The 12,687-nt window shown below is 54.4% G+C and carries 11 protein-coding genes; 4 read left to right on the top strand and 7 right to left on the bottom strand.

Features of this window, described 5'->3' with window-relative positions; translation table 11 throughout:
- Nucleotides 1-27: 27 nt before the first annotated feature.
- Both ACR0MQ_RS21015 and ACR0MQ_RS21010 read left to right on the top strand, forming a co-directional pair.
- Nucleotides 28-204, top strand: coding sequence for a hypothetical protein (locus ACR0MQ_RS21015; protein WP_480610583.1), 177 nt, complete (start codon nt 28-30; stop codon nt 202-204).
- 441 nt (nt 205-645) lie between these two features.
- Complete coding sequence (locus tag ACR0MQ_RS21010) at nt 646-1,047, top strand: helix-turn-helix domain-containing protein (RefSeq protein ID WP_480610580.1); 402 nt, start codon at nt 646-648, stop codon at nt 1,045-1,047.
- A 926-nt stretch (nt 1,048-1,973) separates the two neighbouring features.
- Here the strand turns inward: ACR0MQ_RS21010 and ACR0MQ_RS21005 are convergent.
- From ACR0MQ_RS21005 to ACR0MQ_RS20975, 7 genes are all read right to left on the bottom strand, one after another.
- Nucleotides 1,974-3,899 (bottom strand): DUF3604 domain-containing protein, encoded by a 1,926-nt coding sequence (locus tag ACR0MQ_RS21005; RefSeq protein WP_319544228.1) that lies wholly within the window; start codon nt 3,897-3,899, stop codon nt 1,974-1,976.
- A 569-nt stretch (nt 3,900-4,468) separates the two neighbouring features.
- Complete coding sequence (locus tag ACR0MQ_RS21000; protein WP_319544668.1) at nt 4,469-5,278, bottom strand: NAD-dependent epimerase/dehydratase family protein; 810 nt, start codon at nt 5,276-5,278, stop codon at nt 4,469-4,471.
- Complete coding sequence (locus ACR0MQ_RS20995) at nt 5,266-6,168, bottom strand: hypothetical protein (protein ID WP_319544667.1); 903 nt, start codon at nt 6,166-6,168, stop codon at nt 5,266-5,268. The genes ACR0MQ_RS21000 and ACR0MQ_RS20995 overlap by 13 nt, the downstream gene beginning before the upstream one ends.
- Before the next feature lie 52 nt (nt 6,169-6,220).
- Entirely contained in the window at nt 6,221-7,216 is a 996-nt protein-coding gene (locus ACR0MQ_RS20990; RefSeq protein ID WP_010437236.1) for a substrate-binding domain-containing protein, read from the bottom strand.
- Between the two features lie 56 nt (nt 7,217-7,272).
- Nucleotides 7,273-8,259: an ABC transporter permease gene (locus ACR0MQ_RS20985; protein WP_174818509.1), complete on the bottom strand. Its 987-nt coding sequence runs from the start codon at nt 8,257-8,259 to the stop codon at nt 7,273-7,275.
- A 2-nt stretch (nt 8,260-8,261) separates the two neighbouring features.
- On the bottom strand, nt 8,262-9,827 hold the full coding sequence (locus tag ACR0MQ_RS20980) for a sugar ABC transporter ATP-binding protein (protein ID WP_480610577.1): 1,566 nt from the start codon (nt 9,825-9,827) through the stop codon (nt 8,262-8,264).
- Nucleotides 9,828-9,962: 135 nt separating this feature from the next.
- The gene (locus ACR0MQ_RS20975; protein WP_170431691.1) at nt 9,963-10,634 is read right to left on the bottom strand and encodes a GntR family transcriptional regulator; all 672 of its coding nucleotides are present in this window, start codon (nt 10,632-10,634) and stop codon (nt 9,963-9,965) included.
- A gap of 106 nt (nt 10,635-10,740) precedes the next feature.
- Between ACR0MQ_RS20975 and ACR0MQ_RS20970 the strand changes: the two genes are divergently transcribed.
- Together ACR0MQ_RS20970 and ACR0MQ_RS20965 are read left to right on the top strand one after the other, a co-directional pair.
- Nucleotides 10,741-11,610: an SMP-30/gluconolactonase/LRE family protein gene (locus ACR0MQ_RS20970; RefSeq protein WP_480610574.1), complete on the top strand. Its 870-nt coding sequence runs from the start codon at nt 10,741-10,743 to the stop codon at nt 11,608-11,610.
- A 26-nt stretch (nt 11,611-11,636) separates the two neighbouring features.
- Nucleotides 11,637-12,671, top strand: a complete 1,035-nt coding sequence (locus tag ACR0MQ_RS20965; RefSeq protein WP_117868122.1) for a sugar ABC transporter substrate-binding protein — start codon at nt 11,637-11,639, stop codon at nt 12,669-12,671.
- Nucleotides 12,672-12,687 lie beyond the last annotated feature (16 nt).

Raw genomic sequence — 12,687 nt, 5'->3', positions numbered from 1 at the left:
ATTGCAGATGGCGGGATTGCTTATCCCATGCATCGCACCGACACAACCTCGGCTGTAGACAGCGTATCGCTGATCGCCATCCATTCGCCCAGGCTGTTCTCTGGTGCAGCACCTTTTGGCACTCCAAAATTCTTTGAATGCGAAGTCAGTTGGACCAAATACGTCCACTGCATCGCGGGTGATATATATACAGTCCGTCTGTAAATCGGTGATTTGGGAAATCCAGCTGCAGAAACCAGTGGTTGTCTGGAGGGTTTTTGACATTTCGATTTGCCGCTTTGCATCTTGCGGCGGGGGCATCCAATCAACAAAAGGGCAGTGGATCCATACCGGCTTATCGCTGAAAGTGTGAGGGCTAATAGAATCCAGCAAATTGACCATAAGCTGAAACGGCAGAATGCGCTTAAAATATTGGTCGGAGTGAGAGGATTCGAACCTCCGACCCCTGCCTCCCGAAGGCGAGTTTCCTGGGGGAAAGTCAACGAAATAAAGGCTTTGGAAGACAGCTATTGCACTTCAGCGGCGGATAGCGCTGCAATAACGTTGCGGTTTCATTGCGAGCAAATCCTGCGACACATTCCCATCCTCGCTGTCGCTATAACGAAGACATGCAGCGCGTGCTGCATCACTTCAGAGAGGATAGCGATGACTAATAAACCGTATGGAGACACCCGGATGGCGAAATATGTCGAACGTAGGGTGCTCGAACTGAAACCGACCAAGAGCCAGACCGAGATCGCAGCGCAGGTCGGATACGTCAGCCCGAACATGATCACGATGATCAAGCAGGGTAGTCCCAAGGTGGCATTGGATCGCGTCCCGGCTTTGGCGAAAGCTTTGGAATGCGACGCCGCCTACCTTATGCGCCTCGCAATTGAGCAGTCGATCGGCCTGACCGCAGCCGAGGCAGTTGTCGAGGTGTTCGGAGAACCCGTCACGTCGAATGAACTTGGCTGGCTGAAAGCAATTCGCAAGTCCTCTAACAACACAGATCCTCGGCTGACCAGTCGGTCAGAGACGGCGATCAAGACCATCTTCGGGAGGTAGGTGCCATGTATGACCGGCAAGACGACCTGACATTGAACGAACGCGCCTGGTTGCGGTTCCTGCGCGACGTGAGCAACGGCAGAGATCCTGAACCTACGTTGCGTCGGGTACAGCTTCTACGGCGCCTCTGCTTAGCTCGCAGTGCTAAGTGGTAATCAGCATGGGCACCGCGGCGAGGAATGGCTGGTCCGTCTTGCCTCGCCGGGTCCCGCAACAACGTCTAAGGTTGACAAAGGTTTACATCCGCCGAACCATGCCAAGAACAATGTAAACCTTTCACCTCTCATATAGGCCAATCTCAGGCCCAAAGCTTTACACTAAGTTTACATTAAGTTGACAGATTCGGGCCGAAATCAGGATTTTTCCGGATAAATGTAAACCTCTTAGAACGCAAAACCCTTAAAAACATGGAACATAGAAAACACCTGGACGGAGGATAGGTCAGCAAATTGCGCAGAGCGACAAATTTCAGGCCTGGCGAAACTTCAACATGTAAGAAAACGAGCGCAACTCAGGCCGGCGCACAGCCAGTCTCAGCAAAAACCATTTAGAGCTTACGCACTCGAGCAAGCCAGGTTGACTATTGCGCGGTCCCAGAGATGAAAAGCCGACGATCACTCCGGGAGAATTAATACATGTTCGGAGAGACGGCATCGCTCAAGATGGCCAGGACTAACCCTCGAGCCGATAGATCAACTTTGACGCGGTATATGGCGTAATGATCTCTGGACATGAGTGAGAATAGGTCGTCGGGAGGAGCGCTGGCTGCAGACGACCTGACCACGTCCACCTGTTCCTTGTCCCGTTCAAAGCTCCCTATTCTGTTTAAGCGGTTTTTTGCGAGCAGTTGAAGCGCGGTCGACAGCGTGTCACGGGAGCTTCCGGCCCTAGGCGGTCCGTCAATAAGCAAGAAAAAAAGCGTTCTCTTAGTTATTCGGTGAATACCAGATCGGCGACGTATACGCGCGCTCTTGTCCGATCAATGTCGCTTCTTCGGGAATGTCAGCGCCCAAACGCACTTTGTCGTAAACGACCCAGCGTGGCGTCGGGATTTCAATGACGCGAGCGTAGTAAAACGCGTGCTCGGACGCATCAAAATCTGGGTCTGTCCAGACCGTTCCTAGCTCTGAAGCGCCGATGGTGTTGATATAGTTTGCTGCTTCCAAATCGACCGTATTACCTACAGCCGGCAGTTTACCGTCAGCGTCCAGTTCACGTTCATCCGACCACGCCACATCATAGACTTTTTCGGACAAGTTCCCTTCGCTGTCCATCCAGCCCTTGACGATCTGGATGCGATCAAGATTGGCTCCGATGGGATCGCGCAATGCATAGACCATGAAGGTTGGCGCATCGGACGTTGCCGGGCGCAGATCACCACCCATCGGAACACCCTTTTCGTATCCAACAAAGGCTGGAGCGCGAGACCTCATGTCATCCTCGTCGAACTCCCATCCCCCAAAGAACCGCACGGCCATGCGCGGACCTGTTGTGGCATAAACCTCGCGGCGCACCATGGCATCCCATAGACTAGCCCGAGTGTTCTCTTCGGCCCAGACACCTGTGTAGCCTGACGCCACCAATGACCAACCGGGGAAAACGCCATTTTCTGTTTCGGTGAACGGATGCGATGCGCGGGTCAACGATGGCTCTGCATTTGTTGCTTTACCAAAGTAATTGTCGCTGTCAGCGGTTGCCAGCGATGTATGGCTGTCCGTCGCGCCAGACAAGCCAAATTTGTATGGGTTTACGCCCGTGCGCGCCTCGATGGCGAACCCCTGCTTAAGTGCCTCGCGCGCATATTCGCCTGCAAGCATATCTGGCGTTTTGGCTTCAGTTAGATCGAGGTTGCCCGCATCCCAGGTTTCGTAATTCGCAAACTCGTCATCGGGACTAAGTGCGGGGTGCGCCTCGCCGTCTCCCTTGATCTGGGTGATTTCGTAAAGCGGTTCCCATCTCATCCGCGCCATTGCATAGGCTTCGTCCACGGGTTCGCCATTGTAACGTGTTTCAGATGGGAACATGATGCCGTTTGACAGGTTTCCATTGTGCGCGAGTGCAAAAGCTTGTCCACCCGTATCGGCCTCATAGGCCTCCAACCATTTGTACAAGTCCATCGGGTCTGTAGAGCCGATGGGCGCCTGCGTCGTCATAGGTTGGACTTGTTTGACCCGGTCTGCATTGTCACGAAAAATGATATTGCGGTGCATGTTGTTGCCCCGGATCAGCGACGTCCACTCAAAGCCGTGGAAAGCCGTGAAGTCTCCCGGATCGTTGAACGTTTCCACAGTAGCTATCATGTGTTCCCAGACCGAGGCATAGATGGGCGATCCGGGAGAATAATCTGCGATCAAGTCCGGATCCATGTTTCCTTGAGAGAACGTAGTGATCAGGTCCAGAGCTGCTGCTGCAGACGCCTCGCCGCCTTCTTGCAGACCTTTTGCCCAGCGGGAGCCCTGTTCTGACTCTAAAATGTTGGGAGAACCTTTAGCCAGATCGGTGATCATGCCCATTCCATCCGAGTGTTCCGTTGTCACGATCCAGTCTAGCGGTCGCGCCAGCCTAACAGGCTGCCCTGTGGCCGAGACGACCTCTTCGCCGCGCGCAAACCGAAGCATTGTGTCAAGATCGGTCGTGTTCCCGAAAAGACCTGCGTCCATTGAAAGACCGGTGTGAATATGAGTGTCTCCCCAAAATACGCGCGATGGAAAGCTGCGTTGAGCATTGGGTGAATAGGCTGTGCCGGGGTAAAGGTCTTGAAGGGACTGTTCAGAGGGTAAGAACTGCGCGTTGGCTGCGCCCGAAATTACAAATATGGAAGAGAACAAAGCGGAATTTAGGTACCTGAGCATAATAAACCTCCCAAGACTTGCTGAAATCAAAACGCGCTTTTTTTCGAAAGCCGCACATTCAGACCCGATGATAATACGTCATTATTACCATGTCTTCGAATTTCCGCTTTGTCCGCATAGCGGTCATTCAGGCGGAGCGCGGCGAAAGACGGCTCAGAGCCCAATGCGGACTTTCGAAATGTCATCTTGCTTATGTCGAGAAGAAGGCAAAAGCAGTTTATAGGGCTACTTCTCGAACGAGCGTGCAATAGCGGCCCAGCCGAGTGCGATGTTTTCTTTTTCCGTGCACAGTATCAACGGCTGCTATCCGGCGGATTGAAGTGCTGGTTCGTCTCGTCCGCAGGGCAGTTGACCACTCAACCAGAGATCGCTTCTCATTATACCCATACAGCGACGTTCGCGGTTCGTTACCGTGCTATCAATCATCCAACGGCTGCGATATCTGGCGCTCGTTCTGTCGCTCTCCGTCGAATGCAAAGCGGACAACGCTGACCTTTTCAGCGCTTACTTCGATGCGAGGTTTCTGAAAATGATTGCACAACGCAACAACAGTGCCCGGACCTTGTACTTTACCAATCTGGAAAACGTGTCGTGACGTAGCTGGGGAGTCGGTCTGTAAACAGTCGTTTCAGCGTGGATCTTAAGACAATGCCCACTGTTGTTTTCGCGGGGCTTCCATCCTCTGGAGAGTAGCCAATCGTTTGTCGTGTTTCGGTGATATCCCAGCGCATACCTGGGTTATCTGACATTAGGTTTAGGGCTGCGAAGGAAATATCCTTGGCATCTATTGCGGCGCGCATTCCGCTTAGAAAGTCCCGATCACTCAACCACATTTCCTGACCCCACCGGCCCATCGCCATGTGTGTGCCGGGTTGGTTGCCGTGAGTCCATTGCGTCCAGCCGATGCGCAAGCAGATGACCGATAGTCCGTGATGCTCAGCGAAATAGGCCCCTGTCCGTTCACAGAATAACTTTGACATGCCGTAGGCGTTTACTGGCCCTGGTGGTGTCGCGCTGTTGAGCACCTGATGCGTGAACCTTTTGTCGCCGTGAACCCAGTTGGAGCTGGCAAGAACCACGCGCCTGACGCCCATGGCTGCCGCATGGTGATAGAGAGAAAGCGTTGCATCCATATTGTGTTTGATCGCGGAGGCCCAAGTGGCGGAGGGCTCTCGGTCACCAGCTAGATGCACGATAACGTCCACTCCCTTTAGCAAACTGACCCAACTGCTGTCGTCGGACAGGTCTGCGGTGTGAATGTCGGGATGATCAACGGGGCGAATGTCGATGCCAGAAACGGTGTAGTCGGGGTCGCTTTCTAGCGCGTCAAAAAGTTTGCGGCCGAGATGCCCACCAGCGCCTGTAATCAGGACATGCATGACAGGAATTCCTTGTTGTTTGCGAGTCCCAATGGCATTTGGGATGCATCTTCCTCCGCCAAGACGCGGAACGTCTGCCGAAAATTCAGCGTTTCATTCGGTGCGAGGTTGCGTGCCGGGGAGTGCCACTCCGCTTCGCAATAGGCGTAATCGCCCGAGTTAAAGACCTCAAACGGATAGTCGTGTGCAAATTGATCGCCCTTTTGAGGTTCTGGTACCGAGCACATTAGCAACGGGGCATCAGCGCCGCACCGTATCAATGTACGACCGTTGGGGTTCGGTAGCCCGACCTTGATTTCCTGCTGTCTGTTGCAATCCACGACAATGCTTTTGCCGTGCGTCGCTATCATCCCTTCGGCAGAGCCAAAAACAGGATAAAATGCAGGGTCTTGCAATTCGACACCGACCTTGGTGGGGGTGTTAAGCATCATGACTGACCAAATGCCGGTCAGGCGCGAGGAGGTCCCATGGTTGACCACGATGTGTTCTATTTCCCAGCTTTCCGCCGAGGTTAGCGTGATGCGGCGCGACACTGACAAGTGCGAGGTCGGGCATACTGCGCTGGTCATGTCGATACGAGTGCTGCTTCTTGAAGTGATCTGGTAAGAGCCGCTGTCTAACACGGGAAACGGAGCGCCGTTTACCCAGGATGCATCTGGGGCGATCCACGTCTTCTCTCCGCCCCAGAGCGGAAAACCAAATTGTGGAGAGCGTGTGGGCAGATCAGTAAGCCGTGTGTCATCGACATCCAAACCGTCGAGATCTGCGTTCTGAAATAGGAGGGAGCGACCTTGGAAGTTTATATCCCATAGGCGGCCCCCGATGCCGGGCAGGAGTGTCAGCTGCAGATCGTTTTGCTGCAGGTGAAGAACGCTCCATCTGTCCGACATGTACCCCCTCCTATCGGTTTCCCGGCGCGATCGAATGCGCCGGGACAATCCCTTAGGTGTGCTTGAACTGGACGACGTTCTCGGCAGTAATCGGCATAACCCCGGTTTCAACGCGCTCGGGTAGAGGATTGATGCCAGCCGCCTTCCAATCGGGCAAGACCTTCAGCGCATCAGTGTTCTGCCAATGCATCATGTGGAAGGCGAGAAAGATCTCCAGATAGGATTTCTGAGCCACAGCGCCGTGAATTGTGCCGTCTTCGATATAGGGAAGCATATCATCATTTCGGTCCATCGCGACGATCTTGATGTCCTTGCGTCCTGCCTCATTGACGGCAATTGCCGCGCCTTTGCCGCTGTCGCCGTCCGTGCCGCCAATGCCAACAATATCCGGGTTCGCCTGAATTGCCTGAAGGTAGGCTGTCGGCGCATAGGACGGGTCGGCCTTATCGTTGACGACGTCGACGACCTCGATATCTGGGTATTTCTCAGCAAAGATTTGTTTGTACCCCTCGACCCGCTCCAATGTGGAGGGGGCAGGGAAAGTGCCGAGGATAACCTTGCCTTTCCCGCCAATCGCTTGCGCGAGCATTTCACCGCCGACACGTCCTGCCTGTACGCCGTTGATACCAAGGAATGTGGACCGGGGACTGTCGGGAATATCGCCAATACAACATGTGACCGGAATGCCCGCCTCGACCGCACGTTCGACGCCGGGAGCCAGAGTGGCCGGATCACCGGGGAAGATAAGGATGCCTGCGGGACGTCTTGCGATCAGTTCATCCAATTGGCGTGCTTGTGCGGCCGTGTCGAAATCCAACGGGCCGGTGAATGTGGCCTTGATGCCCATTAACTCTTCAAGGTCTTCCATCGCATTGCGATAGTCCACCCAGAACGGCACCTGCGTTACGATGGACAGGAACACATACTCTTTGCCGGCCGCTTGTGCCATGGCTTCTTTGGACAGCATGGGCAGTCCGAACGCTGCGGCCAATCCAGCGGTGGTGCCCGCTGTCAGCAGCCTGCGCCGATTCACATTCAATTCAGTCATCGTAGTCTCCCTGTTTTGGATCTTTGGTTGTTGTTGGGTTTTGGAAAGCTTATGGATTAGCCCCGTTTGCTTCGGATCAGCATGTCCAAGGCCACCGCTGTAACGAGCACACCGCCGATGACGATCATCTGCCAGTAGATCGATACGGCCAGCATCGTCATAGTGTTGTTGATCAACGCGACAAAAACGACGCCGAGGAAAGCACCGAGAATAGTACCTTCGCCGCCGCGTAGGGATGCGCCACCGATGACCGCAGCCGCCAGAACCTGAAGTTCGATACCGTTGCCTGCCGTGGGCGTGCCGCTCATCAGGCGGGAGGCCAGCAATACACCCGCCAAAGCAGCCAGAATACCGGTCAGTGCGTACAGAATGATACGTACGCGTGTGACATGGATGCCTGACAACATCGCGGCCTTTTCATTGGCGCCGATGAAATAGACCTGACGGAAAAAGCGCGTATGGCGGACGGCCAGGTCAAACAGAACGACGAGCAGAATGGTGAACAAGACGATTACCGGAAAGCCGCCTATGTCAGCTTTGCCGATCCAGGCAAATGATGCCGGCAGGCTTGAGACAGAAAAACCTTCGGTCAGGACAAGAGCGATGCCTCGCGCGATCGACATCGTGCCGAGGGTCGCGATAAGCGGATTGATCCCGAGGCCGGTCACCAGCAAACCGTTCACTACGCCGACAATTCCACCCAGCACCAATCCGCATACCACAGCGAGCGGAATTGGCATGCCAGTCAAAAGCAGCATGGCTACGACGGTAGAAGACAAAGCCATAACCGATCCAACGGAAAGATCGAACCCGCCAGAGGCAAGCAAGATCGCCATACCGATCACGATGATCGCGGTCGGGGCCATGCCCACGGCCACGGCTCGAAAGTTCGAGAAGCTGAGGAAATAGGGATTAACGTTGGACATCACGATGATGATGGCGGCGATCAGAACGATCAGCGTCAGTTCACGAATATCGACAAAAGCTTGTAGAACACGGCGCAGCAGCGGACGCTTCATGGGCAAGTTGGCTTGAGCGGTCATGGTCACGTCGCGACTCCTGATTGATTGGTTTGGGGTGCGTCCACAATTGGAACGGAATTTCCAGCGGCCATTTGAAGAAGCGTGGTTTCGGTTGCCTCAGCGGCTGCGATGTCTCCCATGAGGCGACCGTCGTGGACGACAAGGATGCGGGTCGAGAGAGAGACCAGTTCGGGAAAATCGGATGACACGACGAGGATGGCCATTCCCTCGGCTGCTCGACGCAAAAGTTCCGTGTGGATTTGGAATTTGGCTCCGACATCGACCCCTTTTGTGGGCTCCTCAATGATCAGAAGAGCTGGCGCGCGTTTGAGCCACTTGGCCAACATAATCTTTTGCTGATTGCCCCCTGAGAGATCACCAACAAGTTCGTTAATCCCGCTGGTTTTGACACTGAATGCGTCAATGGCTATTTGGCTGGCTGCTTTGATCGAGCCCGAACGCATGAACCCAGCAGACGCATGATCGGAAAGACTGGCCGCGATCAGGTTGTCGCTGAGTGATTGTTCCAGAAAGAGGCCTTCAGTCTTGCGTTCCTCGGGAACAAACCCGACCCCAGCACGCATCGCCTGCCGCAAGGACGCAAAGTTAACAGGCTTGCCGTGCAGTCTGATCTCCCCGGTCGCGCCATGCATCAACCCGACAATCGATCGAACAATCTCGCTGCGGCGAGCGCCCATCAACCCTGCCATCCCTACAATCTCTCCGGCTTTAATGGAGAAAGAAATGTCTTCGAATTCATCTGGATGGGTTAATTCTTGGACATGCAAAACCTCTTCGCCGTTAACCTTACCTGACCGCGTGACATCACCGGGGTGAGCGCCGCCGATCATCTCGGCGACGACTTGTTCCTGAGAAGTTTCCGAAACCGGTAAAGTGCTGATGTGGCGCCCATCTCGCAAAACGGTAATGCGATCCGAGATCTGGAAAATCTCGGCCATATGGTGGCTGACATAGACGATGCCAATCCCTTTCTTTGTCAGGGACTTTAGGACTTCGAATAGTGCGTCTACTTCGTCGGGTGCCAATGCCGATGTCGGTTCATCCAGCAAAAGGACGCGGGAATTCAACGACAGAGCCTTGGCGATTTCAACAATCTGGCGGGAGCTGATCGGCAAGTTTTCCACGGGTGTTGAGACGTCGATATCCAGACCGAATTCCGCCAGCAACGCCTCCGCTCGGCGGCGCAGTTCGGGCCAGTCAACTACGCCGAACCGGGTGGGTACGCGGCCCGCGTAGATGTTTTCTGCAACAGAGAGCGCGCCAGCGAGGCTGAGCTCCTGGAAAACACAGCCGATGCCCAGGGATTGCGCATGCGACGGGCTTTCGACCCGCTGTTCCTTGCCGTCGCACAGGATACGCCCAGCAGAAGGTTGGTGAAGTCCATAAAACAGGCCGAGACAGGTGGATTTTCCGGCGCCGTTTTCCCCGCATAGCGCGTGAACTTCGCCGGGTCTCAATTCAAAGTCGACGCCATCCAAAACAATGTTCGTGCCGAAGCTTTTGCCAACCCGATCCAGCTGGATCAGTGGCTGTAGCCCCGGTGAGTCAGGTTTCATTGCTGGCGTCATACAAGCTTCCTCCCGCCTTTTGATTGGCATCTGATATCTCAGATGTCAACTTAAAAAGAAAAGACCGTGAGGTGCCCAAAAGAAAGGGGCGGCGCCGTTCTGGCCCGCCCCCGTCACAACGAAGCTACGTTTTTGCTAGGATGCGGTCGCTCCTTCGAGGACGATGGCGGCGCTTTTGTAGGCTTGTCTGGTGCGGTCAATATGCGCTGTGAGAAGAGATTTGATTTTGGCCATGTCACCTTCGCGAACGGCAATAGCGATTTTCGAATGCTCGTCGAAGGAGAGCTCAGTATGCTGTGGCAGCTTCGCCAAATGGGTTCGCAATGCGGCAATCTTACCGATGTAGCGTGTATAGCTGGCCGTCAGATAATCGTTACCGGCATGTTCAAAAATCAACTGATGAAATGTGGTATCCAGTGAAAGGTAGCCCTTTTCATTACCTCGCCTGCGTTCCTTCTCCATGTCCTTCACGACACGCTGCATGTCGCTGGCAAGACCTTCCGGGTTCCGCAACAACGCAAGTTCAAAGGCGGCAGTTTCGATAGCCTGTCTGAAATCGCAGATCTGAGTCACTTCCGGCTCAGACAGCGAAAAAACGCGTGCGCCTTTTTGAGGCTCGATACTGACCAACCCTTCGTCACGTAATTGAGCGAGTGCTTCGCGTACTGGCGATTTTGATACGCCCAGCTCTTCGGAGATTTTTCGCTCCGACAAAACCTGACCCATTTTCAGGGAGCCATCGATAATACTATTCCGCAAATGTTCCAGTGCGAGTTCACGCAAAGACTTGGGTCTCTCAAGCGCCATCTGAGGATATCTCCAAAAAAAGGTGTTGCCAGATGCAAGATATCTGATACACCAGATTAGGCAAGCTGGTATATCAGATATCAGAATGTATTTGGGAGATCAAAAAGTGCGCGCAGAGTTGGTCGTCGATTGTAAGAACCAGCACGGGGAAGGGATTTTCTGGAATCCCGCCGATGGTCTTGTCTGGTGGACCGATATTGAAGGCTGTGCGCTTTGGTCATTTGATCCTAAAACGTCAGACACCGCCTCTCATGAGATGCCGGAGCGCGTGTGTTGCTTCGCGCCGCGCGCGTCTGGCGGTCTGATTGTTGCTTATGCGGATCGAGTTGTCTTGTTCGATTCGCCGAGTAGCGAGCAAACCCTCGTGGCACGATTCGAGCCGAACAACCCAGAAACACGGCTGAACGACGGGCGAACCGATCGCCAGGGGCGATTGATTGTCGGAGGCATGAATGAAGTTTCTGGTAACGCCGACTCGTCGGTCATCTGCGTGGATAAGGATTTGAGTGTACGGACGATTATCGAAGGAGTGTCTTGCGCCAATTCGACTTGCTTTACGTCCGACGGTGAGACGATGTTCTTCGCCGATACCCCGGATCGGGAAATCGTCGCATTTGATTACGACACCCGCAGTGGAACCGTTTCGAACCCTCGGCAGCACGCTTCTTTTAATGATGAACCTGGCTTGCCTGATGGGTCCTGTGTTGATGCCGAAGGGGGTGTCTGGAACGCCGAATGGGAAGGCCATCGCATTGTTCGAGTCGCAACTGACGGCACGATAGATCGCGTGATCGAGGTGCCTGTCTGGAAGCCCACCTGTTGCGCTTTTGGTGGCCCTGATCTCGACACGCTGTTCATCACGACCTCAAGGCTGATGAGTGATGAAGCAACTTTAACAAAAGAACCGGAATCCGGCGGCCTCTTTGCTGTGAAACCCGGCGTTCGTGGCGTGATCGACGCGCCATTCAAAGGATAACCAACGAAATTCTGGAGGAGAAAACTATGTTGAAAACGCTAATGACCACTACGCTTGCCGCAGGGTTCGCCACGCTGGCAACGGTCGCTCTGGCGGAAAATTATCCAGCGCCGGTTCCACTTGAGGACGGGGCACAAGCGCCGATCGATGCGATAGAACCCAAGAACGAAACGTTCCGGATCGCGTATATGCCGCCGGCGACCGAGTTCAACTACTACATCGCCATCGGTGAAGGCATCAAAGCGGTTGCTGCTGAGGCCGGGGTCGAAGTGTTCATGCTTGCGCCCCAGTCCGGTGCGGACATCAACGGCCAAATGGGCATGATCCAGGATGTGCTGACGCAGGACGTGGATGCGATAATCTTTGGAACACACGATGAATTTGCTGCGGCACCACTGCTGAAGCAGGCCGTCGACAAGGGCATGGCAGTTCTGATGATCAACTCGGACATTCCGAACTTCCCGACACCCATTCATGGCGTTGTCGGGTACTCTCAGCGCAACGGCACGCATGCTATCGCTGACTGGGCCATTGAGACTTATGGCGATAAACCGTTGAAGGTCGGCATTATCGAAGGGCAGCCTGGCTATCACTCAACCGAGCGTGTGGGTGGCTTCCTCGATGGTATCGAGGGCAACGAAAACTTCGACGTTGTGGTGTCTATCGACGGTAAATGGAACGTTGAGGGCGGCAACACTGCTGGTATGGACATCCTGCAGTCGAACCCCGATCTCGACATGATCTTCGCGGCGAACGACTACATGATCATCGGGGCATCCTTTGCTGCGAAGGCACTTGGCCGCAATGACATCGTTCTTTTGGGTAACGATGGCGACACGTCCGGCCTTGAAGAAATTGCGGCTGGCAACATCACGGCAACCGTCAACACCTCACCGTTTTTGATGGGTAAGGCGGCTATGCACGCAACCATTGATGCGCTCAACGGGTCCTATCCCGGCGGCTGGATCGAAACGCCCACATCAATTGAAGACAAAGACGGTGCGATCAACGTGCTGCAAGAGCCAGAAAAGCTCTTCCCGCAGCCGTCCAAAGAGTACTGAGCTTTCTCCCCGCTTC

The sequence above is a fragment of the Ruegeria sp. AN6 genome, from assembly GCF_056540425.1.
Note: the sequence above shows the minus strand (reverse complement) of the source record. Positions and strands in the feature narration are given on the sequence as shown.

Coding starts and splice junctions, on each gene's coding strand:
- ACR0MQ_RS20975 (WP_170431691.1), bottom strand. CDS start 10,634: ATGGCGCTTGAGAGACCCAAGTCTTTGCGTGAACTCGCACTGGAACAT.
- ACR0MQ_RS20990 (WP_010437236.1), bottom strand. CDS start 7,216: ATGACTGAATTGAATGTGAATCGGCGCAGGCTGCTGACAGCGGGCACC.
- ACR0MQ_RS20980 (WP_480610577.1), bottom strand. CDS start 9,827: ATGACGCCAGCAATGAAACCTGACTCACCGGGGCTACAGCCACTGATC.
- ACR0MQ_RS21015 (WP_480610583.1), top strand. CDS start 28: ATGCATCGCACCGACACAACCTCGGCTGTAGACAGCGTATCGCTGATC.
- ACR0MQ_RS20965 (WP_117868122.1), top strand. CDS start 11,637: ATGTTGAAAACGCTAATGACCACTACGCTTGCCGCAGGGTTCGCCACG.
- ACR0MQ_RS21000 (WP_319544668.1), bottom strand. CDS start 5,278: ATGCATGTCCTGATTACAGGCGCTGGTGGGCATCTCGGCCGCAAACTT.
- ACR0MQ_RS21010 (WP_480610580.1), top strand. CDS start 646: ATGACTAATAAACCGTATGGAGACACCCGGATGGCGAAATATGTCGAA.
- ACR0MQ_RS21005 (WP_319544228.1), bottom strand. CDS start 3,899: ATGCTCAGGTACCTAAATTCCGCTTTGTTCTCTTCCATATTTGTAATT.
- ACR0MQ_RS20985 (WP_174818509.1), bottom strand. CDS start 8,259: ATGACCGCTCAAGCCAACTTGCCCATGAAGCGTCCGCTGCTGCGCCGT.
- ACR0MQ_RS20995 (WP_319544667.1), bottom strand. CDS start 6,168: ATGTCGGACAGATGGAGCGTTCTTCACCTGCAGCAAAACGATCTGCAG.